Genomic DNA, 24,780 nt, shown 5'->3' on the forward strand with positions numbered 1-24,780 from the left:
CGGTCACTCCGCCGCAAGCGGCTTTGTCGCCTCCGCCTTGAGCTCAGCCCGGGTCTTGGGCTTAGCCTTAATTCTCAGCTCCTCGAGATCCTGCCGATCGCGCGCGCTGTTGCGGAAAATCTGGTCTTTCCCGGGCAGATATTGTGGCGGACAGAACGCGTCGTTTGCGCCGTACCAGGCCGCCGCCTTCATGGTGAAGAAGGGGTCGACCAGATGCGGTCGCCCGAGCGCGACGAGGTCTGCCCGGCCGGCCGCCAAAATGGTGTTGGCCTGGTCCGCGGTCGTGATGTTGCCGACGCACATGGTTGCCACGCGCGCCTCGTTGCGAACCTGGTCGGAGAATGGCGTCTGGAACATGCGACCATAGATCGGCTGTGCATCGCGCACGGTCTGGCCGGTCGAGACGTCGACCAGATCGACACCGGCCTCGGCGAAGGCCCGCGCGATCGCCACTGCATCATCGCCGGTGATGCCGCCATCCGCCCAGTCAGTCGCAGAAATACGCACCGACATCGGCTTGTGCTTCGGCCACACCGCCCGCAGCGCCTCAAATATCTCGAGCGGAAAGCGCAGCCGGTTTTCGAGCGAGCCGCCATACTCGTCCGTACGGGTGTTCGTCAGTGGTGAAATGAAGCTCGCGAGCAGATAGCCGTGGGCGCAGTGCAGCTCGAGCATATCGAAGCCACAGCGCTCGCCACGCTCAGCTGCGGCAACAAAAGAATCCCTCACCGCGTTCATGCCGGCGCGGTCAAGCTCGCGCGGCACCTGGCTGTCGGGAAAGTACGGCAACGGCGACGCCGAGACGACGTCCCAGCCGCCTTCGTCCAGCGGGCGGTCGATTCCGTCCCACATCAACTTGGTCGCACCTTTGCGGCCGGCGTGCCCGAGCTGCAGGCAGAATTTCGCAGCCGAGTTGCCATGGACGAAATCAACGATGCGCCGCCAGGCCGTCTCCTGCTCGTCGTTCCACAATCCGGCGCAGCCGGGCGTGATCCGGGCATCGCGGCTGACGCAGGTCATCTCGGTGAAGATCAGGCCGGCGCCGCCGATCGCACGCGAGCCGTAGTGTACGAGGTGGAAATCGCCGGGAACGCCCTCCTTCGCCGAATACATGCACATCGGCGACACCACGGCGCGGTTGGTGATATCCATCTCGCGCAAGCGGAATGGCTGGAACAGCGGCACCATCGGCTTGTCGGTGCTGACGTCGAAGCCGCTGCTGCGTACTTGCCTGGCAAATGACGTCTCGACCTCGGCGACGAAATCGGGCGCGCGGAGCTTCAGATTGTCATAGGTGATCGCCTTCGAGCGCGTCATCACGCCAAAGGCGAACTGCACGGGATCGAAATCCCAGAAGCGGTCGACATGCTCGAACCAGACCAGCGAAACGTCGGCCGCGTGCTGGGTCTTCTCGACCTCTTCGCGGCGGCCGTGCTCGTAAACATCGAGCGCCGCCTTGATGCTGGGCGCCTTCGCCATCGCTTCGGCCAGCGCGATCGCATCTTCCATCGCGAGCTTGGTGCCGGAACCGATCGAGAAGTGCGCGCTTGCCTTGGCGTCACCGAGCAGAACCATGTTGTCCTTGACCCAGCGCTTGCTGCGGATCATCGGGAAATTGCGCCACATCGAGCGGTTGGTGAGCAGCTTGTGCCCATCGAGGAACCAGCCAAAGATCTCGGCCATCCGCGCGGCAGATTGGCTCTCGTTCAGCCCAGTCAGCCCTGCCCGCTCGAACGTCTCCGGGTCGGTCTCGAAAATCCAGGTCGAGTGACCGGCTTCATATTGGTAGGCGTGGGCGATGAAAGGTCCCCACTCCGTCTCCTGGAAGATGAAGGTGAAGGCATCGAGCGGCCTGGTCGAGCCCATCCAGGCAAACTTGTTGGTGCGGAGGTCGACTTCCGGCTCGAAGTGATCGACATGCTTCTCCCGGAAACGGCTATTGACGCCGTCGGCCAGCAAGACGAGATCGGCATCGGCAAAGCGCGACTCGTCGTCAACATCCACTTCGAAAAGGAGGTTGACACCGAGCTCACGCGCTCGCTCCTGCAGGATCAGCAACAGTTTTTGCCGAGAGCAGCCGCAAAAGCCGTTACCTCCGACCCGATGCACCGTGCCGCGAAAATGCACGGCGATATCGTCCCAATAGGCGAACTCCTGGGTGATGCGGCGGTAGCTCGGAAGATCGTGCTTTTCAAAATTGTCGAGCGTGGCGTCCGAGAACACCACGCCGAAGCCGAACGTGTCGTCGGCGCGGTTGCGCTCATAGACGGTGACATCGGCGCTTGGGCGCTGCTTCTTGAGTAGGATTGCAGCGTATAGACCCGCAGGTCCGCCACCGATGATCGCGACTTTCATGGGAGCCTCGCCAATTCACCCGGCCATGAAAACTATTTTAAGCCTAAAATAATTTCTGGCAAGTCCCCGTTCCAGGCCTTCCGCAGAAAAAGGCCACTCAGTCGCCCCTGAAGACCGGCTTGACCTTGTTGGCAAAAGCCTCGAAGGCGCGCTCGAAATCAGCCGTCGTCATGCACAGGGCCTGGGCAACGGCCTCCGCTTCGATCGCTTCCTCAACCGACATCGCCCATTCCATGGCCAGCATACGCTTGGTCATGGTGTTGCCGAAGGTCGGCCCTTCCGCGACCTGCTTGGCCAGCAACTGCGCCTGGGGCAGCACCTGCTCCGGCGTGACGATGCGACTGAAGAACCCCCAGCGCTCGCCCTCCTCCGCGGTCATGAACCGGCCGGTGTAGAGAAGCTCGGAGGCGCGGGACTGACCGATGATCCGCGGCAGGATCGCGCAGGCGCCCATGTCACAGCCGCCAAGACCCACCTTGTTGAACAGGAACGCCACCTTGGTTCCGCTCGCGGCGAGCCGCATGTCGGATGCCATGGCGATGATCGCGCCGGCACCGGCGCAGATGCCCTCGACCGCGGCCACGATCGGCTGCGGGCAGGCCCGCATCGCCTTGACGAGGTCACCGGTCATTCGCGTGAACGCCGTCAGCCCCTTGGTGTCCATTTTCACGAGCGGGCCGATGATCTCGAACACGTCGCCACCAGACGAAAAATTGCCGCCGGCGCCGGTGACGACGATGGACTTGACCGCGTCGTCGAACGCGCAGGCACGGAAGAAATCCGTCAACTCGCGGTAGCTCTCGAACGTCAGCGGGTTCTTCCGCTCAGGACGATTGAGCGTCACGGTCGCAAAGCCGTCGACCACGGCCAGCAGGAAGTGTTGCGGCGAATAGTCCGCGAGCGGCACGGTGACGGGATTGGCTGGTCTGCTCATGAGATTTCCTTCCTTGTTCCGCACGGTTAGATCTCGCCACCGGCGACAGCAATCGCCTGTCCCGTGATCGCACTGGCGTTCTCGCTGCACAACCAAAGCACGGCATTCGCCACTTCCTGCGGCGTGATCAGGCGCCCCTGCGGATTGTGCTTTGCGAGCTCGGCGATCGCCTGCTCACGGGTTCGCCCGGTCTTCTTCATGATGTTGTCGATGCTGCCGGCAACGAGATCGGTGTCGGTAAAGCCCGGGCAGACCGCATTCACGGTTACGTTGCTGCCGGCCATTTCCAGCGCAAGCGAACGCACGAGACCGATCACAGCGTGCTTCGCCGCCGCATACGCGCTCACATAAGCATAACCCCTGAGCCCGGCCGTCGATGCAATCGCGATAACACGGCCATAGGGGCGATCCTTCATCCCCGGCAACACTGCGCGGACGGCATAGACGACGCCCATGAAATTGACATCGATCATCCGCGCAAAAAGGGCGCTGTCCGATTTCGCGAATGGCGCGGACTCGGCGCTGCCGGCGTTTGCGATCAGGATATCGATCGGCTGTCGCGCATGCGCCTCAGTGATCGCTGCCTTCAGCGCGGTTTCGTCCGAGACGTCGGCGATGGCTGCAAAATGCGCGGCGCCCGCGTTGATCGCTTCTTCGAGAGTAGCCGCGTTCCGACCGAGCACCGTCACGGTGGCACCAGCGCCGACAAGGGACGCTGCGATTGCGCGGCCGATGCCGCGACCGCCACCGGTCACCAGCGCGTGCGGCGAATGCGGCAATGCGGACATGCGCGGGCTCCCTCAAAATCTGCTGATCGTTCCTCCGATATATTTTAACCTTCAAACTTTTGCAACGAAAGCGCGGATCGGCGCCGCAAAAGCCCGCGCGCGCGGGAGCGGCCCGAAAATTGCTTTAAGTATAAAATTATCTCTTCCCATCCCCCACAGGCCTGTTAGCATCGTCGGGCCAAGCAAAAGGATGTCGCGTGTCGCAGCCTGCGCCAATGATAACAAGGGACGGGCGCTTCGCCTATGAAGCCGCGGGCGATCCGGGTGCGATACCCCTGATTTTCCTGCATGGCATTGGCGGCGCAGCGCGGGCCTGGCGGCAGCAGCTCGCCACATTCGGTAATCGTTTCCGCGCAATCGCCTGGGACATGCCGGGCTATGGCGGCTCGGCGCCACTCGTCAGCGTCAGCATCGCTGCCCTGGCCGATGCACTCCAGCAATTCATCGTGCAGATCGGGGCGACAAGCCCCATTCTGGTCGGCCATTCGATCGGCGGCATGATCGTGCAGAAATGGCTGGTGCAAGCGCCGAAACTTGCGCGCTCGGTCGTCCTCGCGCAGACCAGCCCGGCCTTCGGCAAGGCCGACGGCGACTGGCAGAAATCGTTCATCGCGGCGCGCCTGGATCCGCTCGATCGCGGCGAGACCATGAAGTCGCTGGCACCTTCCCTGGTGAAGGAGCTCGTCGGTGACGATCCTGATCCCAAGGGAATGGAGCTCGCGCGCGAGTGCATGGGAAGTGTGCCCGAAGCAAGCTATCGCGCCATGATGCTGGCGCTGATCGGATTTGACCAACGCAGCACGCTCAAGGACATTTCTGTGCCGACGCTGCTGCTGTCTGGTTCCAAAGACAACAACGCGCCTGCGCCAATGATGGCGAAAACCGCAACCTACATTCCCGCGGCCGAATATGTCGAACTCCCCGGAGTTGGCCATCTCGCCAACCTTGAGCGGCCAGATGCCTTCGACAAGGCTCTCGGCAGCTTCGTCGATTCCGTTGCTGCAAGACGCGAGTGACTGCGCCATGACCGTGCAAGTCAGCAAGACCATTGGTGCGAGCGACAAGGTCGCGCTGGACGCGCCGATCTTCGATCCTGTGGCGTTCCGCTTGAGCGACCAACAGGCCGGGATCATCGCGCGGGCGCGCGAGATCGGCCAAAGCGTGTTCGCAGGCCGTGCCGCCGCCTACGATCGCGAGGCGGTCTTCCCGACCGAGAATTATCGCGACCTGCACCGCGTCGGCTTGCTCGGCATCGCCGTACCGAAGAAGCACGGCGGGCTGGGAGCGAACTACCAGACCTACGCCCTGGCCGCGGCGGAGATCGGCCGCTATTGCGGCGCGACCGCACTGACCTGGAACATGCACGTCTGTTCGACGCTGTGGTCGGGCCCATTGGCTGATGATCTCGACATGGATGCGGAGACCCGCGCGGAACACGAGAAGCGGCGGGCCGTCCACTACAAGCGCATCGTCGAGGACGGTGCGATCTATTCGCAACCCTTCTCCGAAGGTGGTGCGGCAGCCGCAGGCGGCGTTGCCTTCGGCACGGAAGCAAAGCCCGTCGAAGGCGGCTGGATCGTCAACGGCAAGAAGATCTTTGCATCGCTCTCCGGCCACGCCGATTATTACGGCGTGCTCTGCACCGAGATCGAGGAAGGCGCGAAGGCCTCACGCCGCAATACGCTTTACCTCGCGATTCCTGCGAAGTCGCAAGGCGTTTCCGTCGTCGGCGACTGGGATCCGCTCGGTATGCGCGGCACAGTCTCGCGAACGCTGCTGTTCAAGGACGTCTTCGTTCCGGAAGATTCTGCGCTGATGCCGCGCGGCGTCTACTTTCAGGCGGCGATGCGCTGGCCGCACATGTTCCTGACGCTGTCGCCAACCTATATGGGCCTCGCGCAGGCCTCTTACGATTTCACGGTACGTTACCTGCGTGGCGAGGTGCCGGGCATGCCGCCGGTCAAGCGCCGGATGTACCCGACCAAGCAGATCGCGGTCGCGCAGATGCAAATCAAGCTGGAGCAGATCAAGGCGATCTGGTTCCAGGCGGTCACGGAGGCGCGCGCAAATCCGAGCAAGGAGCAGGTGCTGCGCGCCTATGCCGCGCAATATTCGGTGATGGAAGGCGCCAATGAGCTCGCCGCGCTTGCGATCCGCACCTGCGGGGGACAGGCGATGCTCCGCTCGCTGCCGCTGGAACGCATCTATCGCGACAGCCGCTGCGGCTCACTCATGCTGCCCTGGACGGCCGAGCTCTGCCTCGACCGGATTGGTCGCGAGGCGCTGTACGAGGCCGGCGAAACGGACGACTGACGGTGGATCTCTGCAGTCTGATCGATCGCAACGCGGCGTTTTCGCCAGACAAGACGGCCATCGCCTTCGAGGGCGAGCGGCTGAGCTACGCAGCGTTCGCCGATCGCATCGAACGAACCGCAACAGCTTTGAAGCAGGAATTCGGTGTCGGCCGGGGCGATCGCGTCGCAATCCTGAGCCTGAATCGACCGGACTATCTGGTCCTGCTCTATGCATGCGCGCGGCTCGGCGCGATGCTGGTGCCGCTGAACTGGCGGCTGGCTGTCGCCGAGCAGCTCTTCATCCTCACCGATGCCGGCGCTAAAGTGCTGGTGCTCGAACAGGCATTTGAGGGAGTCCTTCCCGAACTCGCGCCGGGGACCGCGGTCGTGGGCCTCGATTTTGCTCCGGCGCGCGGCTCGACCTTCGAGAGCCTATTGGCGCATAAGGGAAGCAGCGGACGCAATCCGCACATCGAGCTCTCCTGCCCGCTACTCATCGTCTACACGTCGGGAACGACCGGGCGGCCGAAGGGGGCTGTGCTACGCCAAGAGGCGCTGTTCTGGAATGGCGTCATGAGCCAGCACATGCACAACATGACGTCCGACGATCATGTGCTGACTGTGTTGCCGTTCTTCCACGTCGGCGGGCTCAACATCCAGACGACCGCGGCGCTCCAGCTTGGCGCGACCGTTTCAATCCACGCTCGCTTCACCCCGGATGCGGCGCTTGCGGCCATCGAACGGGACCGGCCGACCCTGACGGTGATGGTGCCGGCAATCATCCAGGCCGTCAGCGAGCACCCCGCCTGGGCCGCGACCGATCTCTCATCTCTGAAAGCCGTCGCTACCGGCTCGACCATCGTGCCGCCGCACCTGATCGATCGCTTTGTCGCGCGCGGCGTGCCGGTGCTGCAAGTCTACGGTTCGACGGAAACCTGCCCCATCGCCATCTACACCCGTCTCGGCGGCGACCTGTCGCGCGCAGGATCGACCGGGCTTGCCGGCCTGTGCTGCGAGGCGAAGGTGATCGATCAGACCGGCAACGAGGTGCCGGCGGGCGCGCCGGGCGAGATCGCGGTCCGCGGACCCAACGTCTTCTTCGAATATTGGGGCAATGCGGACGCCACACGCGATGCGCTCCACGACGGCTGGTATCGCACCGGCGATATTGGCCTGCGCGACCCGGACGGCTACTTCTGGGTCCGCGACCGCAAGAAGAACATGATCATTTCCGGCGGCGAGAATATCTATCCGGCCGAGGTCGAAAGGGTGCTGCTCGAACATCCTGACGTCAGCGAATGCGCCGTGATCGGCCGGCCAGACCCGCGCTGGGACGAGGTGCCCATCGCTTACGTCATCCCGCGATCCGGCTGCCGGCTCGAAGCAGACGAGCTGAGAGCGCACGTTCAGGCGCAGCTCGCCCGCTACAAGGTTCCACGCGACATTGTCTTCGTCGCCGACATGCCGCGCACGGCGCTGGGCAAGGTCCAGCATTTCCTGCTGAAGCAGTTTGATGCGCAGTCGCGCGCGCAAGGAGAAGCATCTTGAAGATTGCGGTTCTGGGTGGGGGAAACGGCTCTTTCGCGGCCGCAGGCGATTTTGCGCTATCGGGGCATGAAGTCCGATTGTGGCGCCGAGATACAGAGCAGGTCGAAGCGCATCGTGCCGCTGGCTCCCGCATCCTCGTGAAGGACCACAATGGCCAGCACGATGTGAAACTGGCGATGGTGACCACCGACATCGCCGAAGCCGTCAGCGATGCCGAGCTGATCCTGTGCCCTGCCCCCGCCTTCGCGCAGCAGGATATCGCCCGGCTCCTCGCCCCGCATCTACGGGATGGCCAGGTCGTGTTTCTGCCGCCAGCGACATTAGGCTCGATGATCTTCGCCCAGGCTGCCCGAGACATCGGCAATCGCGCCCAGGCGAGCTTCGCTGAAACTGGCACGCTGCCATGGCTCACCCGCAAGCATGGGCCATTCGAGGTCGCAATCACCATCCGCGCCAAGCGGCTGCCGGTCGGCGTGTTCCCGCTCGACCGGGCGTCACATGCGCTTGAAGTGATTGGACGCGCCTTCCCTGATGTGATCGAGCCGTGCGGTGACGCGCTATCCGGCGCGCTGATGAACGCGGGCTGCATCATCCATCCGCCGCTCATCGTGATGAACGCAGGCCCGATCGAGCATTTCGAGCGGTGGGACATCCACAAGGAGGGAACGCAAGCTGCGATCCGGCGAGTGACTGACGCACTCGACGCCGAGCGGATCGCCGTGCGCGAGGCGCTGGGATATGGCGCACCGCATTTTCCGCTCGTCCATCACTACGCAAAGGAAGGTGATATCTGGATGTATGGCCGCGGCTCGCACGATCGCCTGACCGATTCCGGCGACTGGCGCGAGCGGATCGTGCTGACCGAGCATCGCTACATGCGCGAGGATTTGCGGTTTGGGTTGTCGCTGCTGGTGTCTGTCGCGGGGCTCGCGGGCGTCGCCACGCCGCTCGCCAAGGCCTTCCTGGCCATCGGTGGCGCGATCTGCGGCGAGGATTTTGCGCAAGGCGGCCGGACGTTGGAGACGCTGGGGCTTGGCAAGCTTCACAAGACCGAATTGCAGACACTGCTTCGTGAGGGATTCTGACCGATGAGCAGCCGCGTCAACATTGCCTGTCTCGGGGCCGGTCGCATGGGCCGCGGTATCGCCGTCGCGTTCGCCTATGCGGGGCACACGGTGACGATGATCGACATCAAGGCACGTTCAGCGGAGGATTTCGCCGGGCTGGAGGCGGACGCGCTTGGCGAGGTCGCGAAGACTTTTGCCAGCCTGTCGAAGCTGGGGCTGCTGACCGAAACCGACGTTGATCCGCTGATCGCGCGGGTTTCGGTGGTGCCGGCCAGCCAAAGCGGCGCCACGTTGTCCGAAGCCGGAATGGTGTTCGAGGGCGTTCCTGAGGTCGTCGAGCTCAAGCGCGAGGTGCTGGGGGCGGCTTCAAAACAGGTCGGCCCCGACACGATCATTGCATCGACCACGTCGACCATCCTCGTCGATGATCTCTCGGGCGCGATCGTGAATCCCCGCCGCTTCCTCAACGTGCACTGGCTCAACCCGGCCTATCTGATCCCGCTGGTTGAGGTTTCGCCCGGCAAAGCCACCGATCCTGCCATCATCGACGAGGTCAAGAGGCTGCTCGAAGGCATCGGCAAGGTGCCCGTCGTCTGCGCGGCGACGCCCGGCTTCATCGTCCCGCGCATCCAGGCGCTGGCGATGAACGAAGCCGCGCGCATGGTCGAGGAAGGTGTCGCCAGCGCGGAGGAGATAGACAAGGCGATCCGTTACGGCTTCGGCTTCCGCTATGCCGTGCTCGGGTTGCTCGAGTTCATCGACTGGGGCGGTGGCGATATTCTGTATTACGCCAGCCGCTATCTCGAAGGTGCGCTCGGCAGCGACCGCTATCGAGCGCCGGACGTTATCTCACGCAACATGCATGAAGGGCGGATCGGACTCCGCACGGGCGCAGGCTTTCTCGACTATTCGGGCATGGACGTTGACGCCTATCGCGCAAAGCGCCTCCAGGCCATGGTCGACCTGCTCCGGCACTTCGACCTCGCTCGCCCGCCGGTGCTCGACCGCAGCTAGCCGAAAACGTCCTGAAGCACGCCTTCCCGCACCACCGCGACGCCATCGAGCTCGATGGTCGTTCCCATCATCGGCAGATCGAAATGGCCGGCCGTATAGCGGCCGGCGAATTCATTGGCACCGGTCGAGAACAGAAAATTGCCGGAGACGGCGCGGATCTCCGTGCCGTTGGTGTCCCGCTGGTCATACATTGACAGTGCCTCGTAGCGCGCAGCCGGGTTCATACCGAAACCGACATGCGACACGGCATAAGCCTCCCGATCCCCCCATGCGGCGAGATAGGCACGCATCATGGCTGCGTCCGTACCCTCGCCCTCCAGATCGACGACATAGTCGTCCTTCAACGTCATCTTCACCGGCGACGTCAAATAGCGTTTGAAGGTGAGATTGATGTCGCCCGGGGCCATGACCAGCGTGCCATTGATCGTCCCGCTCTTGGGAAAGCTGACAACGATGCCGCCCGGCCAATGCGCCAGCGTGCCGGGCTTGTCGGTCCAGCCCCACACGCCGACCGTGGACGCACCGACCATGTCGACATCAAGTGACGTGCCGGCCTTCGAGGTGACCCGCATCCGCTTGGTCCCGCGCAGCATCTTTGCCGCCGCGCGAACGCGCTTCTCCAGGGCCGGATCCGGCACCATCCGCTCCAGCGCCTCGGGATGCTCGTTGGAGATCACCAGAATGCGCGCGCCGGCCTTCAATATCTCAGGCGTCTCGATCGCATGCATCAGACCTTCGATGGTGCAATCCACCACGAAGCCAGCTTGCTGAAGCGCAGTGATGACCGGCCCAAGCTTTTGGATTGCTTCGCTGGCGCCGGTTGAGCGGACCGGAACGATACTCCGATTGCGCGGCGTCGGCATGACGACATGAAAAGGCTTCGCCCCCATGCGCAACAGTGCAAGCTCTGCCAGATGCACATTCAACGCGCGCGACTGCGTCTCCGAGAGGATCGCCGCGGTATCGCCGGCCTTGACGGCGCAACGCTCAAATATCTCGCAAAACGCGTCGATCCATTTTGCCTCGATGCGATCAGCCAGCATGGTTACTCCCGGGTCTTCTGGTTTCTTGTTCGTCAGCTCACGCTTCGGGGAAGCCCCGCAAGAGATACGATCGCACGGCGCCCAACAGGCCGTTCAGGATCAACCCCAGCAGCGAAATCGTGATCAGTGGCACGAACATGTCGACGGCCTGAAAGGTCCGGGCCGCGGTTACAAGCACGTGCCCCAATCCGTCCGTCGACGTGATCATCTCGGCCAGAAACACCACGACGCACGAAATGACAAGGCCAATCCGGCACCCCGTCAGGATCGACGGCATCGCCGCCGGCAAAACGACCTTGAACAGGATTTCGTAGCGCGGCGTTCCCGCCGCCATCGCCGACCAGATCAACTTCTGCTCGACGGTAGAAGCCCCGTAGTAGGTGGACAGCAGAATGGGAAAGAGCGCGTCCGCCGCTACCAGCGTGATCTTCGATCCGTGGCCGAAGCCGAGCAACAGCAACAGCGCCGGATAGAGCGCGACCTTCGGCAACGGCGCCAGCACCCGTACGATCGGCCGAACTATGGCATTGATCGCCGGACTGGCAGCCGCCGCGATGCCAATGCTCACGCCGAAGACGACCGCAATCGCAAAGCCGGCAAACAACCGGATCAGAGTCGCCGCGATTTCCTGCTGAAACGTCCATGTCACGAGCTGCTGGAGCAGCCGGCTGAAGACGACGCCAGGCGGCGGCAGCAAAACCGCAGGCGCGAATCCGAATGACACCAGGCCTTGCCACAGCGCGATCACCAGCACGATAGGCGCGAGCCCCAAGATGACGTTTGCTGAGAGAGCACGTGACATCAGGAGAAGCTCAACGGCATGTCGAACTGAGGCTCGGACCAACGCACCAGTCTTGCGCGGACGCGCTCGAAGACCGCATCGAGGCAGATGCCCATCGCGCCGACGATGATGATCATCGCGTAGACCGTGTCGTATTGACCCATATCGAGCGCGTTGAACAGGATGTTCCCTGCTCCCGATTGGCGCGCGATCATCTCGCTGGTGATCATCGTGATCAGCGCCAGCACCAGGCCGGTGCGGCACCCGGTCAGGATCTCCGGGAGCGCGGCCGGCAACACGATCCGGACCAGGCGCTGCAAGGGCGTAAGCCCCATCGCCGCGCCTGACCACAGCATCTTCTCCTCGACGGCCTTGGCACCTTCGAAACTGTGATAGATCACCGGCAAACTGACGCCGAGGAAGATCACCAGCGTCTTGGTGATGTCACCAACGCCGAGCCACAGCATGATGATCGGCATCAGCGCCGCCTTCGGCACCGGATAGATCACCATCAGCAGCGGATTGAAGAAGGCGGCGACGGCCCGGCTACGGCCCATCAACAGGCCCAGCGGAATCGAAACCAGCACCGCTATGCCGAACCCGATCGCCATGCGGCGAAGCGAGGCCAGGATATTGATCAGAGATTCCTTGTCACCGAGGATATCCGGGATCGCGCGGATCGCTTCGGTAGCCGTGGGAAAGCTGTCGTTCTTCAGCGCAAGCGACGCGACCTGCCATATGGCAAGCAACCCGATGCAAGCGAACATAGGGGCAGCACGTCTGGCCAAGGCCGACGGCGAGATCATGACACTGATCCCGTCTCGTCGACCTCGTCAAACATACGCTCGATGTCGACGACGTATTTCTGGTAGCGCGGATCGAGCAATAGCTCGTTGCGGCGCCGCGGCCGCGGCAGATCGATATCGATGACCTCCCGGATACGCCCGGGAGACTTTGACATCATCACGACCTTGTCCGAGAGGAAGACGGCTTCGTCGACCGAGTGGGTGACGAACAGCACCGTCTTGCGGTCACGCTCCCAGATATTCAGGAGATCGTTCTGGAGACGTGTCCGAGTATGAGCATCGAGCGCACCGAACGGCTCGTCCATCAACAGGACTTCTGGATGGTAGGCCAGCGTCCGGGCCAGCGCGACGCGCTGCTTCATGCCACCCGACAGCTCCTTCGGATAGAAGTTTTCGTAGCCCTTGAGCCCGACCATCTCGATCAGAGCGCGGCTCTGTGCTTCTGCCTCTGCGGCTCGCACGTCCTGCTGGCGCGGGCCATACATCACATTGCCCAGCACGGTCTTCCACGGAAACAGCGCGAACTCCTGGAATACCGGCCCGCGATCCGGCCCCGGCCCCGTGATCGCCTGTCCCTTCATCTTGGCCGCGCCGCTGGTCGGACTAACGAAGCCACCGACAATGTAAAGCAGCGTGGACTTGCCGCAGCCGGACGGCCCGAGGATGGAGACGAACGCCCCTTCCTCGATCGTCAAGGAGATGTCCGACAGCGCCAAATGATCTTTGCGCGCCGAGGTCTGGAAGACCTGCGAGACGCCGTCGATCTCGATGATCGCAGAAGCCGGCTTTTTCGGCGTCACCGGTCTCACCCATTCGCTCGATCTCGAAGGCACTACCTTCATCCCGTCTCTCGCTTCACTCAGGCGCGAACGTCACGCAACCGATCCTGCTGAATGTCCTCCATCAGCGGCACGAGCTTAGCAAGAAACTTGCCAGACAGGTCGCCATTTCTCACGCGCGCGACTTCTTAGTCGAACCACGGCCACTCCGCCGGTCCCTCATGCGTGACAGCTCCACCTGGTGCCTGGCCGACCAGGCGCGCATATTTTGCCAGCGCACCGGCGCGATGACGCGGCGGGCGTTGCTTCCAATCGCGTCGGCGTGCAGCAAGTTCCTGCTCGTCGACCAGCAAGTCCATGCGGCGGCCAGCGGCATCAATCCGGATCTTGTCGCCATCGCGGACAAGCGCCAGCGGACCGCCGACGAATGCCTCCGGAGATACATAGCCGATACACATGCCGCGCGTGGCGCCGGAGAATCGCCCATCCGTGATCAGGGCCACCTTCTCGCCCATGCCCTGGCCGTAGATCAGCGCGGTGACGCCGAGCATCTCGCGCATGCCGGGACCGCCCACCGGCCCTTCATTGCGGATCACCAAAACCTCGCCAGCCTTGTAGCTGCGGTCACGAACGGCTGCGACGCAAGCCTCTTCATCCTCGAAGACGCGCGCCACGCCCTCGAAGGACTGGCTCTTCAAGCCCGCGACTTTGATGACGGCGCCATCGGGACAAAGATTGCCCTTCAGCACCGCCACACCGCCGTCAGGCATGATCGGCGCGCGGGCCGCATAAACCACCTCGCCATCGGGCGCGTTGGCCGCACCATACTCTTCCGCGAGCGTACGGCCGGTGATGGTGAGGCAACTGCCATCGATATGCCCGCTCTGGATCAGTTCGCGGATCACAACGGCCGCGCCGCCGATGTCGTAGACGTCCTTCGCCGTGTACTTGCCCCCGGGGCGCAGGTTTCCGATCAGCGGCGTTCTGGCAAAGACCTCGCCGACGTCATCGATCGTGAACGCAATGCCGGCTTCGTTCGCGATCGCCGGCAGATGCAGCGCGGCATTAGTCGATCCGCCTGTTGCGGCAACGATCGCGGCGCCATTTTCCAGAGATTTTCGCGTCACGGTGTCACGCGGCAGCGGCCCGCCGCGTTCGAGCATCTCCATGATCAGCCGCCCGGCGCGGCGGGAAATCTGCGCGCGCTCGGCATAGACACCGGGCACCATCGACACATTGGGGATGGTCAGGCCCATCGCCTCCGACACCATTCCCATGGTGTTCGCGGTGAACTGACCGGCGCAGGCGCCAATGGTCGGCAGGCACGCGCGCTCGATCCGCTCAAGCGCCGCAGCGTCGATCTCTCCGATCATGAAGCTGCCGACGGCCTCGTAGGAGTCGAGGACGGTCAGCGTGCGTCCATCAACGCGGCCCGGCAGCGAGCTGCCGCCATAGATGAAGATGGAGGGCACGTTGCAACGAACCATGCCCATCATCACGCCCGGGAGCGTCTTATCGCATCCGCCATATCCGATCAGCGCGTCATAGGCGAGGCCGTGGACCACAGCCTCGATGGAGTCGGCGATCAGCTCACGCGAGAACAGAGAGAACTTCATCCCCTCGTGATTCATGCTGATGCCGTCAGACACCGAGACGGTCGAGAATTCACGCGGCGTGCCGCCGGCCTCCTCGACCCCGGTCTTGGCTGCAGCCACCTGGAAATCGTGTGTCATGTTGCAGGGCGTCTGCTCGCCCTTCATGCTGACGATGCCGACCATCGGATTGGCAATGGCCGCGTCGTCCAGCCCCATGGCGCGCATGAAGGCACGGTGCGGAGCCCGGTCGAGGCCGTCGGTCGTTATCCGTGATCGCAACTTCTTCATGCCTGCATCATCTTCATGCAATGTCCCGCACGCGGCGGGACATTGCGACCTCATTGGTCCAGAGAACAGCCCGATCGCCTATTGCAGCGGCGCGACGATCATCGGGTGCTTGAACTGCGCAACATCCAGTTTCGGCAGCATTCCCGTTTCCGCATAGATGTCGAGCATCTTCTGGATCGCCGGGAAATTCGGCGCCGCACCGGGATCGCGACCGAAATCATTGTCCTTGAGCAGATAGGTCTCGAGCACCGGGATGGGTGCTTTCAAGACTTCATTGACCACCTTCAACGTCTCTTCGCGGTTCGCGAGTGCCTTTTTCATGCCCGACGTGATGTCACGGACATAGGCCTTGACCAATTCCGGGTTTTTGTCGACGAAATCGGCACGACAGGCTTCCAGGATGTGCACGATGTTCGGCATAGCCTGCGATAGCGAGAACAGCTTTCTTGTGCCGCCCTTGGCCTCAGCTCGCGCAGCAAATGGCTGGTTCATGTTGACCGCATCGACCCGGCCCTGACGCAGCGCATCCTCGGAGACGGCAAAGCCGACTTCGACCAGCTTGATGTCCTTTGCCGGATCGACGCCGTTCTGCTTCAGCAGCAGGTTGAACGGGCCCTGCGTGCCGCCGCCGATCACGGAAATGCCGACGGTCTTGCCCTTGAGATCAGCAATTGTCTTGATCGGCGAGTCATCCATGACCGCCCAGTAGACCGAGAAGCCACCGGCCTTCTCGAAGACGTGCTGCGCCACGATGTAGGCCTTGAGATTGCCGCCGACCACGCCGTTGGCAAGTGAGAGCGGCGCCTGCGTCGCGCAATCCAGTGCGCCCGCCGCCAGGGCCTGCGTCATCGGCGCAGTGCCCTGAAACTGGGTCCACTCGATGTTATAGGTCTTGCCGATATCGGGAAATTCGGCCGGCCTGCGCATCATCCAGTATTTGGATTCCTCGGCCGGGATGGTCCAGCCCACGCGGATCGTCTGCTGCGCCCATGACGGGCTCGCGCCCGCGATCATGGCCGCCACGGCTCCTATTGCCAGCATCCACGTCGAAACTGCCCGCATCGTGCCCACTCCGTTGCTCCGCGCCGACCGACGCCACCCAACCCGACCGGTCCAAATGTTTCATGGTTCAAACAATCAAGCAAGCCATGCAAGCCGGTCTGGTTTCGCTGTGGGATGCGTTATGTATGGTGCGCAGCGGTCGCGCGGCGTTGCGCCGCGACAGAAGGAGGCAACCTATGGCTGATGCGAGCAATGCAAACCCGCAGGGCGTCGAGAGGCTCGGCTATCTCGGCCTTGGACTGATGGGGACGCCAATGACCCGACGCCTGCTCAACGCCGGCTATCACGTCAGTGTCTGGAACCGTTCGGAAGGCAAGGTCGCTCCGCTCGTCGAGGCCGGCGGCAGGCGCGCAAGCACGCCTCGCGACCTGTTGGCGAACTGCGACATCGTCTTCATGTGCTTGACGGATGCAGCTGCCGTCGAAGAGGTGATCTTCGGGCCAGAAGGCCTTGCGGCCGCTCCCGGCGCAGGCAAGCTCGTGGTCGATTTTTCATCCATCCACCCAGACGCCGCGCGCAAGCTTGCAGCGCGATTGAAAGCGGCAAACGGCGCAAGCTGGATCGATGCACCGGTGTCCGGCGGCACCAAGGGCGCCGAAGAAGGCACGCTTGCCATCATGGCCGGCGGAGAGGCCTCCGACATCGAGCGGGCCCGGCCCTATGTGCTGGCCATGGCGCGCAGATTCACCCACATGGGTCCCACCGGCGCGGGCCAGACCACAAAACTCTGCAACCAGGTGATCGTCGGATGTGCAATGGCCGTGCTCGCGGAAGCAACGCGCCTAGCCTCGAATGCCGGAATTGATGCGAGCCGGCTGCCCGAGGCGCTCGCCGGCGGCTTTGCGGATTCGATTCCGCTTCAGCTCTTCGTGCCGCGCATGGTCCAGGGCATTCATTCGCCGCCGCTGGGCCACATCGCGACGATGCTGAAGGATCTGGACACGGTTGCGGATGTCGCCCAGGCAACGTCAACACCGGTGCCCATGGCAACGCTCGCGGGACAGATCTTCAGGCTGGCCAAGGCTGCGCGCGGCGCAGACGCGGACGCGCTGGAAATCTACAAGCTCTCGGCCACAGACCGTTGAACCGACGAGCGTCCCTGGATCGCCCTACGGCGACTTCTTGCGCTCGTCGTCAGACAGAAACCGGCCATACGTCCCCCGCGCAAACAGCAGCGGCTCTTTTACGTTATAGGCATAGGCCTCGACCGCGCCGAGAAAGATGACGTGATCGCCGCCATAATAGCGATTGACGGACCGGCACTGAAAATTGGACACGCTCTCGGCAAGCACCGGCGCGTTGCCCAGGCCCGGCGTCCAGTCCACGTCGGCGAACTTGTCCTCGGACGATTTTGCGAATTTGTTTGCGAGCGCCTGCTGCGAGGTGCCCAGCACGTGGACGGTAAAATGGCTGGCGTTCTGAAACACGGTCAGACTCGATGAATAGACCCCGAGGCTCCAGAGGACCAGGGGAGGATTCAAGGAGACCGACGCAAACGAGTTGCAGGTGATGCCATACGGCTTTCCATCAGAGGCCATGGCTGTGATGATCGTTACGCCTGTTCCGAAAGTGCCGAGCGCGTTGCGAAAATCACGCGGATCAATCTGAGAGCTGTCGCTCGCGAGTTCGTTGGCTGGATCAGGCGTGGCCGGCTGCTTTGGCAAATCATTCATCCGCCGGCCTCACAAGGTGAGATTCTCGGACGGCAGACCGAGCGCCACGCGTCCATAATTGGTTCCGGCCGTATCGAAATTGAATGCGAGGTGCGAATTGATGGCGTGCGCATCGCGGAACTGCCGCTGCAACACTCCCGTCGTGAACAGGCCGCGCGCGCCGCTCGCCGCGAACAGCATCGAGACGGCATCGGTGCACAGATTGACCGAGAACGCCCCGTCGCGCCGATACCTGGTCTTGATCGCCATGTCAGGCGTGTGCTTGCTTCGCGCATGCTCCATCGCCTCGACGCAGGCCGAGCGCATGATGAGGCGCGCAGCATCGATCTTGGCGGAAGCCTCCGCGATCTTGATTTGCGTGCTTTGGAAGTCGCTCAGCTTGGCACGGTTGTACGTCGAGATGCGGTGACGCGCGACCTCCGTGTAGTCGTCCAGGCAGGCCTGCGCATTCCCGAGCGCAACGCCGGAGAGAACATAAGGGAACAGCGAAAACACCGGCAGCGCGTACAGCGGGTTGGCGTTCACGTTCCTTCCGGGCGCTACGCCTCCCGCGAGATCGCCCACGGCGACCGTCATATGCTGGGGCACAAAGGCGTCCTTGACTTCGACATCCGACGACCCGGTGCCGCGCAGTCCGGTGACGTTCCAGGTGTCGAGAATCCTGTAGTCGGCTTTCGGCAACAGGAAGATGCGGTATTCGATGCCGTCGGCCTCGTCATCGGACGAAACGACGCTCGCGAGCATATTCCACGCGCAGGAGCCGACACCCGACGAGAACGGCCAGCTTCCGTGCAGCCGGTATCCGCCCTCGACCTTGCTGGCACGGCCGGCGGGGAAGATGAACGATGATGCGATCAGCACGTCCGGGTCGCCGCCCCAGACCAGATCCTGCGCGCGCTGCTCGAACATACCGAGCATCCAATGGTGGCTCGCCAGATTGGCCAGATTCCAGGCTACCGACGCGTCAGCGCGACCGAGCAGCTCGGCGCAATCAATCAGAGCGACATAGTCGAGCTCGGCGCCGCCGATGCGCTTCGGCTGAAGCATCCGGAACAGGCCGGCATCGTGCAGGTCCTGCTCGGTTTCCGGTGGCAGATGCCGCAGCTCCTCGGTGCGTGCCGCGCGTTCCCGCAATTGCGGCACGAGCGACCGGGTCTTGGCAATCATCGTCGCATAGGCTCGTTCGCCGGAGTCTGTCGCTACCGACTGACCCACACTCGGCTCTTGACCAGGCGCCATTCGTGTCCCTCGCTCTTATGTATTTATGCGGCGGGAACCCTGCCAAATCAAGCTGGCGCAACGGTCAGTCCGACGTCGTGGCCTTGCGCAACCCGAATGCCCCTTTTTCGGCCAATGCCGCAATCCGGCCCGCGTCGTAACCGAGCGTCTCGCGCATGACGCCCTCGGTATGCTGGCCCAGCAGCGGCGCCGCTACGGGATCTATCGCCGCTGTCAGGCTCATATTGATCGGCGGCTCGATATTAGGCACCCACTCTGCTGTGCAATGCGGGATCCGGCTTAAGCGCGCGCGCTCGCGCGCCTCTGGCGCATTGAAGCCCTCCTCGATGGTCCGGAGATAGCCGACCGGGATATTGGCTAGCTTCATCTTTGCCATCCAGCTCTCGAGCGTGTCGCTCGCGAACACCTCTGCGATAGCTGCGCGCAGTAGCTCCTTGTTCTCGGACCGTGCCTTTCGCGTAGCAAACTGCGGCTGATTGATGAGATCGGGACGATTCAGCACCTCGACCACCAGTCGCCGATACAACCGATCATTGGGGCAAGCCATGTAGAGCGGACCATCGGATGCCTCGTAGACGCCGACGGTGGGAGACCCACTCGGCGAGTTTCCGAACCGTCCGGGGTTCTCGCCGTTGATCAGATAGGCCATGCCATAGAAACCGGTCATTCCCATGGCGACGTCGAACAGCGCGACCTCAACATGCTGTCCGCGGCCGAGCCGATCCCGCGCCAACAGCGCCAGCAGGATGGCATTGCAGGCCGACATCCCCGTCGCCATGTCGACAATCGGCGGGCCAGTCCGAACCGCCGGGCCATCGGCAAACCCGTTGAGCGACATGAAGCCGCTCTCGGCTTGCGTGATGGGATCGAAGCCGGGACGCGAGGCGAACGGTCCGGTGCGCCCGTAAGCGGAGATCGAACAATAGACGAGCCGAGGGTTGAGCGGTGCAACAGCCTCGTAATCGAGGCCGAACTTCTTCATGACCCCGCTGGAAAAATTCTCGACGACGACGTCCGCCTTGCGGATCAGATCCAGTGCGATCTCGCGCGCTTCCGGCACCGCGAGGTCGAGGGCAATGCCGCTCTTGTTGCGGTTCAGGCTGAGATAGGCCGCGCTTTCCCCGCCGATGTCGGCATGCTCATAAGCGCGCGTATCGTCGCCACCATCGGGGTTCTCGATCTTGATGACGCGCGCGCCGAAATCAGCGAGCGTCTGCGTGCAGGCAGGGCCCGCGACCACGCGCGTGAAATCGACGACCAGAAGACCATCAAGTGCGGTTGGTCCTCCCGCCGCTCGCGACGGGCGTTCCGGCAACTGAGGCTTGGTGGACATCCCAGGGGCTCCCTTACATCGGCTTGTGCTCGCCGAATTTCCTGCAAGCGAACTTAAAGCCCGGCGGGGCCGACTTCGCAAGTGCCTCAGCAGCAACGCTTCAATACGCAAAAAGGACCCGGCAGCGGTCGAGCTGCCGGGTCCCCACGCATTCCGGGTGAACAAGGCCGCACCTGCATCAACGCGGGCCATTTGACGTTGCGAAGAGCAACTTCCGCATCACGGGAAGCTCCACTCAGCGAAGCGACCTTCGCCAATAGAGTGTATGCGACCAGGCCCAGGGCATCTTTGGTTCATAGAGCCGATAGCCCGTCTGGATGAAATTATTCGCGGACAAACGATTGTCCGTTGTATCCGAAACGATATTGTCCCATCCGATGCGCCGCCCGCGCGCTTCGACGGCCCGCATCAACCTGAGCGGGGCGAACCCGAGCCATTTCTCGCTTGCAATATTCGTTTAGCTGCGCCGTTAAGCAGGGATACTTCTTCGAACAAAAAAACCGCGGCAAGGACCCATCGCGGGCTAATTAAGCCCACCTAGATGATGCCATTCCGCTAGTGTTGCCCGACGTGACAAACTTTATTGCGATTGCCCGCGACGCGCTCGACATCACGCCTCGTTCAATCCAGCTCCGCGATCCACCACGGCCGCTTCTCCCTTGGAGGTGAGCTCGAAGGTATCGCCATCCTTCTGCACGTAGCCATCCGCGATGAGCCGGAACAGCTCCTCCCGCTTGTCATCGCTGAAAGCGATGGACTGGCCGATGTCGCAGAGCACGGCGATCTGGGCGTCTGTCAGCATATAATCCTCCCGACTGTACAAGAGCCGGGCCGTCGACTCGTTCCTCCGGACGCCTGGCTGGACCGCGGAATCAAAAAGCCCGCGGCGGATGCTCCGCGCGGGCTGAACCAGACTTGCCGATGATGTGATTCTGCAGGTGTTTTGCCCGACGTCTCAAAGCCTATATTGAAACGAATCCGCAAATCCTCGGAGTATCATCATGCGCGCGCTTCCCATTCTCCTCCTGGTCGGGATCACAATGTCTGCGGCCGCTCCGGCCGCGGCGCAACGGTTCGCCGGCAATGCTCCGGTGTGCATGCAGAAGTGGGAGTGGGGCGGCAGCAGCTATATTTCGTGCGATTATCGTTCGTGGGACGAATGTCGCGCGTCCGCTGCGGGCCTTCCCGCCATGTGCATGCTGAATCCTTACGCGCAACAGCCGTCTTATCCAGACCGCAGTCCGCGTCCCCGATAAAGGCGGTTGCGGCGGCAGTTGCTGCGGTGCTGCGGTGAACGCTTCGGCTGCTCATGCAAAAGCCCGCGGCGAATTTCTCTGCGCGGGCTGAACCAGATTTTCCGATGATGCCATTGTGCCAGTGTTTTGCCCGACGTGTCAAACGAACGAAGCCGCAAGGCGACGGCGGCACAATCGACATGCCGACGAAGCCCGGCGATCCCTCGCGGGACGATTAGCGCTTCGCGTCTGTCCGCGCGCGGGCGCGAAGAGGGGTTGGCCAACCGACACGGACCAGCGTCTCATCCGGATCGGAGAGCGCGAATTCGTACATCCCCCACGGCTTGTCTTCAGGTGATTGCTGAAATTCGCGCGCCGCCCGGCGTCAGCCATCCCTCGACCGCGTCGGTCAGATGGAGATATCCGCCCTTCGCGCTCGACAGCATGCGATGGGTGTCGGGCTCTCCCGGAGCAGGCCTTTCACTGTCCGGGCGCGCAAAGCCCAGCCGATTGTAGAACCGCTCCGACGCATCAAGGTCGTTACACGGCAGGATCGCGATCAAGGCTCCAGAAGGGCTCGTGCGTGCACTCCGAATGGAACCGGCAAAACAACCGGCAAAAGACCTCTCGTTTCACGACTGTCCGCGCAAAAAAGCCCGCGACGGATTGCTCCGCGCGGGCCGAACTCTTTGCGATGATGCCATCGTGCCGGTGTTTTGCCCGACGTGTCAACGCGAGAGAACGGCCCCGGCGCGGACGGGGGGCTCGGGCGCCGGAGCCGCCATTCCAGGCCGGCCAATCGGCGGAACGACCGGCCATCTGATCAATTCAGCTTCGAAGCCGAAAGTTCCAAATGGAGCCGCCGAGACCGTGCGCCCGCCGGCGCGTTAGTCTCGCCGCGATCGATCGCGCCAACGCGGCGATCTCCGGTCGGGTTCGCTCCGTTTGAAGGACGGATCAGTCGCTCACGCAGCGTGCGACAGCTCCGCCGCGCGCTCTTCGCGTCCCTGCAGCATGGCGATCGAGGCCCGCAGATTGTCCCTGCGCGACCGCAGGGCCAGGGCGAGCATCGAATAGGTGGGGCTGCCGGGGTCGGCATTGCCAGCATTGCGCTCCTCTTCGGCAATGTCGCTGTCGAGCATCTGGATCCGCCAGCGCAGGTCGGAGATGAGAGCGTGGAGTGCGTTCGCTTCGAAACGGGACGTTGTCTGCATGTGATCGCCTCAATCTGAAACGGACCGAAGGGCCGGGCCGGGATTACGACGTCATGCAGCAAGAGCGATGCCAGCTCCTTTGGGGGAACCGGAGCAAGAGCGCCTCACTCCTCCGCCAGCTTCCGCTCGATGTAGGCATCTACCGTCTCGGCGAACGAGCGCTGCACGCCGACTGACGTCACATGCAGCTCGAGCGCATCCTGCTGGAGCACGCGCAGGCCACGGCTGCGCGCGCTGACCGGCGCCATCGCGACATAATCGTCGATGGCGCTCATCGCCAGCGGGATGCCTTTCGAGTCTCCTCGCGCAATCAGCAAACGCAGAAAGCTCAGGCAATCGGCCAAACCCGGCATGGGTTCGCGATCTCAGTTTTGCTGCGGCTTTTGCTTGGGCTTCCTGACGGGCTGGGTATGGGTGCCGAACAGCGCCAGCAGCAACGCGACTTCTTCCTTCGAACCGACCTGGATCATGGTGATCTCCTTTTCGCTCCGTTGGTCGGGCCCAAAGGCGAAGGCGTTCAGGACGATCTGGTTTCAGGACTGTTTCAAACCTGTTTCGTGGGGCCGAGCATGCCCGACGGAGTGTCGGCCGGAACGCCCCGGACGCGGCCGCTGGCCATGTCGACGTTTCAAAACCAACAATTGTGAATCGGCGGCGAAGGACATGACCGATAGGCGATCGGTCGACGAGATTCTCGCGGGCGGTCCGAACGAACAATGCGGTCGCCCCCGCGTTGTCCCCGATGGACGATTTCGAACACCTCACCGATCAAAGCGTGCTGCGTCTCTACGACGCCATTCGGCATCAGGTCGATGCCGACAAGGCACTCGGTAACAGATACCGTCTCATCGGCCAGGCGGCAATGGACCGCGCCGAACGCCTCAACGACGAGATCGTCAGCCGGGGACTGAAATTCTCGCCGATCGTGTGGACGTGAACAGGCTGGCTGGCCCCAGGCCATGCGGACGCTCAGACGTTCGGCTGCCACCCGATGATCGCACCGACGAGGCACAGCAGCGCGCCGAAGGCCGTGCCGACCATCTGCATCCAGTAGCGGCTCGGCATGGTGTCGCGGTCAAATTCCTGCCGCGACCAGCGCGACCAGTCCAGCCAGTCATCACTGACGAACAGGATCTTTCGCTCGACATAGCCATACCAGGCCTTGCGGGCGCAATAGATGCTGATCCCGATCGCAACCAGGCGATAGAGGAGATCGAGCGCTGGGTTCATGCAAACATCCGTTCGTCGGACCGGGCTGCCGATGACCGGGCCGTATTACCGATCCCTCGGCAAGGGCCCGGCAGCTCCGGCAATAGCTCTGCCTGCCTTAGTGTTCTCGGTGAGGATGCAGGTTCAATCGCGGCCGCGATCGGGCCCAGGGTTTACCCAACGGGTCAAACTTTAATCGAATGCAACACAGCGAATTCGGCGGAATGAAATCTCTCTGCGTTATGCTGGCACATACGCGTTCCGAGGAGAGATGTGCGATGTATTACGTCGCCGCCGCATTGCTGGGACTGTCAGGACTGTTCTATTCCGCGAGCCATCACGAGCTCGGCCAGTTCGGCTCGAACGTGTGCAGCTATGGCAGCACCTTCTGCGACAATCCAGTGGTCGTCTTCACCGGTGCTGCGCTCGCCGCCGCCTGGGGCATGTTCGTCAGCATCAAGTAGCACGAAAGCCCGGCGTCCCTGGGAGGCCGGGCTCGAGGATCGCAGGTGCCGCCGGACCA

26 protein-coding genes and 1 pseudogene are annotated in these 24,780 nt (G+C 62.9%); 9 read left to right on the forward strand and 18 right to left on the reverse strand.

Annotation, left to right across the window (positions count from 1 at the left end; all coding sequences use genetic code 11):
* Positions 1–3: 3 nt before the first annotated feature.
* The 3 genes from V1280_RS15150 to V1280_RS15160 all read right to left on the reverse strand — a co-directional run bounded on the left by V1280_RS15150 (position 4) and on the right by V1280_RS15160 (position 4,077).
* Complete coding sequence (locus V1280_RS15150; RefSeq protein ID WP_334525214.1) at positions 4–2,355, reverse strand: bifunctional salicylyl-CoA 5-hydroxylase/oxidoreductase; 2,352 nt, start codon at positions 2,353–2,355, stop codon at positions 4–6.
* A gap of 97 nt (positions 2,356–2,452) precedes the next feature.
* Positions 2,453–3,289: an enoyl-CoA hydratase family protein gene (locus V1280_RS15155; RefSeq protein ID WP_334525217.1), complete on the reverse strand. Its 837-nt coding sequence runs from the start codon at positions 3,287–3,289 to the stop codon at positions 2,453–2,455.
* Between the two features lie 26 nt (positions 3,290–3,315).
* Positions 3,316–4,077 (reverse strand): SDR family NAD(P)-dependent oxidoreductase, encoded by a 762-nt coding sequence (locus V1280_RS15160; protein ID WP_334525219.1) that lies wholly within the window; start codon positions 4,075–4,077, stop codon positions 3,316–3,318.
* Positions 4,078–4,274: 197 nt separating this feature from the next.
* On the opposite strand from V1280_RS15160, the gene V1280_RS15165 reads away from it, so the two are divergent.
* The 5 genes from V1280_RS15165 to V1280_RS15185 are packed head-to-tail and all read left to right on the forward strand — an operon-like array spanning position 4,275 to position 10,000.
* Positions 4,275–5,093 (forward strand): alpha/beta fold hydrolase, encoded by an 819-nt coding sequence (locus V1280_RS15165; RefSeq protein ID WP_442895130.1) that lies wholly within the window; start codon positions 4,275–4,277, stop codon positions 5,091–5,093.
* A 7-nt stretch (positions 5,094–5,100) separates the two neighbouring features.
* On the forward strand, positions 5,101–6,390 hold the full coding sequence (locus V1280_RS15170) for an acyl-CoA dehydrogenase family protein (RefSeq protein ID WP_334525224.1): 1,290 nt from the start codon (positions 5,101–5,103) through the stop codon (positions 6,388–6,390).
* Positions 6,391–6,392: 2 nt separating this feature from the next.
* Complete coding sequence (locus V1280_RS15175; protein ID WP_334525225.1) at positions 6,393–7,919, forward strand: class I adenylate-forming enzyme family protein; 1,527 nt, start codon at positions 6,393–6,395, stop codon at positions 7,917–7,919.
* Positions 7,916–9,004 carry an NAD/NADP-dependent octopine/nopaline dehydrogenase family protein gene (locus V1280_RS15180; protein WP_334525228.1) on the forward strand — a complete coding sequence of 363 codons (1,089 nt, stop codon included), beginning with the start codon at positions 7,916–7,918 and terminating at the stop codon, positions 9,002–9,004. Before V1280_RS15175 ends, V1280_RS15180 begins: the two co-directional genes overlap by 4 nt.
* 3 nt (positions 9,005–9,007) lie before the next feature.
* The gene (locus tag V1280_RS15185) at positions 9,008–10,000 is read left to right on the forward strand and encodes a 3-hydroxybutyryl-CoA dehydrogenase (RefSeq protein WP_334525231.1); all 993 of its coding nucleotides are present in this window, start codon (positions 9,008–9,010) and stop codon (positions 9,998–10,000) included.
* Here V1280_RS15185 and V1280_RS15190 read toward each other — a convergent pair.
* The 6 genes from V1280_RS15190 to V1280_RS15215 all read right to left on the reverse strand — a co-directional run bounded on the left by V1280_RS15190 (position 9,997) and on the right by V1280_RS15215 (position 16,354).
* Positions 9,997–11,043, reverse strand: coding sequence for a peptidase M29 (locus tag V1280_RS15190; RefSeq protein ID WP_334525234.1), 1,047 nt, complete (start codon positions 11,041–11,043; stop codon positions 9,997–9,999). The genes V1280_RS15185 and V1280_RS15190 overlap by 4 nt on opposite strands.
* 37 nt (positions 11,044–11,080) lie before the next feature.
* Positions 11,081–11,845 (reverse strand): ABC transporter permease, encoded by a 765-nt coding sequence (locus V1280_RS15195; RefSeq protein ID WP_334525237.1) that lies wholly within the window; start codon positions 11,843–11,845, stop codon positions 11,081–11,083.
* Complete coding sequence (locus V1280_RS15200) at positions 11,845–12,630, reverse strand: ABC transporter permease (protein ID WP_334525240.1); 786 nt, start codon at positions 12,628–12,630, stop codon at positions 11,845–11,847. The genes V1280_RS15195 and V1280_RS15200 overlap by 1 nt, the downstream gene beginning before the upstream one ends.
* Entirely contained in the window at positions 12,627–13,472 is an 846-nt protein-coding gene (locus V1280_RS15205) for an ABC transporter ATP-binding protein (RefSeq protein ID WP_334525243.1), read from the reverse strand. Before V1280_RS15205 ends, V1280_RS15200 begins: the two co-directional genes overlap by 4 nt.
* Positions 13,473–13,597: 125 nt before the next feature.
* On the reverse strand, positions 13,598–15,292 hold the full coding sequence (ilvD, locus tag V1280_RS15210; protein ID WP_334525246.1) for a dihydroxy-acid dehydratase: 1,695 nt from the start codon (positions 15,290–15,292) through the stop codon (positions 13,598–13,600).
* 78 nt (positions 15,293–15,370) lie between these two features.
* Positions 15,371–16,354 (reverse strand): ABC transporter substrate-binding protein, encoded by a 984-nt coding sequence (locus V1280_RS15215; protein WP_334525248.1) that lies wholly within the window; start codon positions 16,352–16,354, stop codon positions 15,371–15,373.
* Between the two features lie 176 nt (positions 16,355–16,530).
* Between V1280_RS15215 and V1280_RS15220 the strand changes: the two genes are divergently transcribed.
* Positions 16,531–17,439 carry an NAD(P)-dependent oxidoreductase gene (locus tag V1280_RS15220; RefSeq protein WP_334525251.1) on the forward strand — a complete coding sequence of 303 codons (909 nt, stop codon included), beginning with the start codon at positions 16,531–16,533 and terminating at the stop codon, positions 17,437–17,439.
* Between the two features lie 24 nt (positions 17,440–17,463).
* Here the strand turns inward: V1280_RS15220 and V1280_RS15225 are convergent, their stop codons facing one another.
* From V1280_RS15225 to V1280_RS15245, 5 genes and pseudogenes are all read right to left on the reverse strand, one after another.
* The gene (locus V1280_RS15225) at positions 17,464–18,027 is read right to left on the reverse strand and encodes a flavin reductase family protein (RefSeq protein ID WP_334525254.1); all 564 of its coding nucleotides are present in this window, start codon (positions 18,025–18,027) and stop codon (positions 17,464–17,466) included.
* A gap of 9 nt (positions 18,028–18,036) precedes the next feature.
* Positions 18,037–19,266, reverse strand: a complete 1,230-nt coding sequence (locus tag V1280_RS15230; RefSeq protein WP_334525258.1) for an acyl-CoA dehydrogenase family protein — start codon at positions 19,264–19,266, stop codon at positions 18,037–18,039.
* Between the two features lie 64 nt (positions 19,267–19,330).
* The gene (locus V1280_RS15235; RefSeq protein WP_334525261.1) at positions 19,331–20,599 is read right to left on the reverse strand and encodes a CaiB/BaiF CoA transferase family protein; all 1,269 of its coding nucleotides are present in this window, start codon (positions 20,597–20,599) and stop codon (positions 19,331–19,333) included.
* A 235-nt stretch (positions 20,600–20,834) separates the two neighbouring features.
* A pseudogene (locus V1280_RS15240) lies at positions 20,835–21,014 on the reverse strand (GNAT family N-acetyltransferase); the annotation flags it as partial.
* A gap of 195 nt (positions 21,015–21,209) precedes the next feature.
* Complete coding sequence (locus V1280_RS15245; protein WP_334525263.1) at positions 21,210–21,401, reverse strand: hypothetical protein; 192 nt, start codon at positions 21,399–21,401, stop codon at positions 21,210–21,212.
* 199 nt (positions 21,402–21,600) lie between these two features.
* On the opposite strand from V1280_RS15245, the gene V1280_RS15250 reads away from it, so the two are divergent.
* Positions 21,601–21,855 carry a DUF3551 domain-containing protein gene (locus tag V1280_RS15250; RefSeq protein WP_334525265.1) on the forward strand — a complete coding sequence of 85 codons (255 nt, stop codon included), beginning with the start codon at positions 21,601–21,603 and terminating at the stop codon, positions 21,853–21,855.
* 329 nt (positions 21,856–22,184) lie between these two features.
* Here the strand turns inward: V1280_RS15250 and V1280_RS15255 are convergent, their stop codons facing one another.
* The 3 genes from V1280_RS15255 to V1280_RS15265 form a co-directional block, all read right to left on the reverse strand.
* Positions 22,185–22,397, reverse strand: coding sequence for a VOC family protein (locus tag V1280_RS15255; protein ID WP_334525268.1), 213 nt, complete (start codon positions 22,395–22,397; stop codon positions 22,185–22,187).
* A gap of 402 nt (positions 22,398–22,799) precedes the next feature.
* The gene (locus V1280_RS15260; RefSeq protein ID WP_148776722.1) at positions 22,800–23,048 is read right to left on the reverse strand and encodes a hypothetical protein; all 249 of its coding nucleotides are present in this window, start codon (positions 23,046–23,048) and stop codon (positions 22,800–22,802) included.
* A 104-nt stretch (positions 23,049–23,152) separates the two neighbouring features.
* Positions 23,153–23,401 carry a hypothetical protein gene (locus V1280_RS15265; RefSeq protein WP_334525275.1) on the reverse strand — a complete coding sequence of 83 codons (249 nt, stop codon included), beginning with the start codon at positions 23,399–23,401 and terminating at the stop codon, positions 23,153–23,155.
* A 389-nt stretch (positions 23,402–23,790) separates the two neighbouring features.
* On the opposite strand from V1280_RS15265, the gene V1280_RS15270 reads away from it, so the two are divergent.
* A complete protein-coding gene (locus V1280_RS15270; RefSeq protein ID WP_334525278.1) occupies positions 23,791–23,985 on the forward strand; it encodes a hypothetical protein in 195 nt (64 codons plus the stop codon).
* A 32-nt stretch (positions 23,986–24,017) separates the two neighbouring features.
* Here the strand turns inward: V1280_RS15270 and V1280_RS15275 are convergent, their stop codons facing one another.
* Entirely contained in the window at positions 24,018–24,278 is a 261-nt protein-coding gene (locus V1280_RS15275; RefSeq protein ID WP_334525281.1) for a hypothetical protein, read from the reverse strand.
* A 257-nt stretch (positions 24,279–24,535) separates the two neighbouring features.
* Between V1280_RS15275 and V1280_RS15280 the strand changes: the two genes are divergently transcribed.
* The gene (locus V1280_RS15280; RefSeq protein WP_334525284.1) at positions 24,536–24,721 is read left to right on the forward strand and encodes a hypothetical protein; all 186 of its coding nucleotides are present in this window, start codon (positions 24,536–24,538) and stop codon (positions 24,719–24,721) included.
* The last annotated feature ends 59 nt before the right edge of the window (positions 24,722–24,780 follow it).

The organism is Bradyrhizobium sp. AZCC 2230 (assembly GCF_036924495.1).
Taxonomy (GTDB): Bacteria; Pseudomonadota; Alphaproteobacteria; order Rhizobiales; family Xanthobacteraceae; genus Bradyrhizobium; species Bradyrhizobium rifense.

Excerpts from the sequence above, each read along its gene's own strand:
- V1280_RS15150 (WP_334525214.1), bottom strand. The coding sequence starts at position 2,355 with ATGAAAGTCGCGATCATCGGTGGCGGACCTGCGGGTCTATACGCTGCA.
- V1280_RS15155 (WP_334525217.1), bottom strand. The coding sequence starts at position 3,289 with ATGAGCAGACCAGCCAATCCCGTCACCGTGCCGCTCGCGGACTATTCG.
- V1280_RS15160 (WP_334525219.1), bottom strand. The coding sequence starts at position 4,077 with ATGTCCGCATTGCCGCATTCGCCGCACGCGCTGGTGACCGGTGGCGGT.
- V1280_RS15170 (WP_334525224.1), top strand. The coding sequence starts at position 5,101 with ATGACCGTGCAAGTCAGCAAGACCATTGGTGCGAGCGACAAGGTCGCG.
- V1280_RS15185 (WP_334525231.1), top strand. The coding sequence starts at position 9,008 with ATGAGCAGCCGCGTCAACATTGCCTGTCTCGGGGCCGGTCGCATGGGC.
- V1280_RS15190 (WP_334525234.1), bottom strand. The coding sequence starts at position 11,043 with ATGCTGGCTGATCGCATCGAGGCAAAATGGATCGACGCGTTTTGCGAG.
- V1280_RS15195 (WP_334525237.1), bottom strand. The coding sequence starts at position 11,845 with ATGTCACGTGCTCTCTCAGCAAACGTCATCTTGGGGCTCGCGCCTATC.
- V1280_RS15200 (WP_334525240.1), bottom strand. The coding sequence starts at position 12,630 with ATGATCTCGCCGTCGGCCTTGGCCAGACGTGCTGCCCCTATGTTCGCT.
- V1280_RS15205 (WP_334525243.1), bottom strand. The coding sequence starts at position 13,472 with ATGAAGGTAGTGCCTTCGAGATCGAGCGAATGGGTGAGACCGGTGACG.
- ilvD (WP_334525246.1), bottom strand. The coding sequence starts at position 15,292 with ATGAAGAAGTTGCGATCACGGATAACGACCGACGGCCTCGACCGGGCT.
- V1280_RS15215 (WP_334525248.1), bottom strand. The coding sequence starts at position 16,354 with ATGCGGGCAGTTTCGACGTGGATGCTGGCAATAGGAGCCGTGGCGGCC.
- V1280_RS15220 (WP_334525251.1), top strand. The coding sequence starts at position 16,531 with ATGGCTGATGCGAGCAATGCAAACCCGCAGGGCGTCGAGAGGCTCGGC.
- V1280_RS15225 (WP_334525254.1), bottom strand. The coding sequence starts at position 18,027 with ATGAATGATTTGCCAAAGCAGCCGGCCACGCCTGATCCAGCCAACGAA.
- V1280_RS15230 (WP_334525258.1), bottom strand. The coding sequence starts at position 19,266 with ATGGCGCCTGGTCAAGAGCCGAGTGTGGGTCAGTCGGTAGCGACAGAC.
- V1280_RS15235 (WP_334525261.1), bottom strand. The coding sequence starts at position 20,599 with ATGTCCACCAAGCCTCAGTTGCCGGAACGCCCGTCGCGAGCGGCGGGA.
- V1280_RS15245 (WP_334525263.1), bottom strand. The coding sequence starts at position 21,401 with ATGCTGACAGACGCCCAGATCGCCGTGCTCTGCGACATCGGCCAGTCC.
- V1280_RS15250 (WP_334525265.1), top strand. The coding sequence starts at position 21,601 with ATGCGCGCGCTTCCCATTCTCCTCCTGGTCGGGATCACAATGTCTGCG.
- V1280_RS15260 (WP_148776722.1), bottom strand. The coding sequence starts at position 23,048 with ATGCAGACAACGTCCCGTTTCGAAGCGAACGCACTCCACGCTCTCATC.
- V1280_RS15265 (WP_334525275.1), bottom strand. The coding sequence starts at position 23,401 with ATGCCGGGTTTGGCCGATTGCCTGAGCTTTCTGCGTTTGCTGATTGCG.
- V1280_RS15270 (WP_334525278.1), top strand. The coding sequence starts at position 23,791 with ATGGACGATTTCGAACACCTCACCGATCAAAGCGTGCTGCGTCTCTAC.
- V1280_RS15275 (WP_334525281.1), bottom strand. The coding sequence starts at position 24,278 with ATGAACCCAGCGCTCGATCTCCTCTATCGCCTGGTTGCGATCGGGATC.
- V1280_RS15280 (WP_334525284.1), top strand. The coding sequence starts at position 24,536 with ATGTATTACGTCGCCGCCGCATTGCTGGGACTGTCAGGACTGTTCTAT.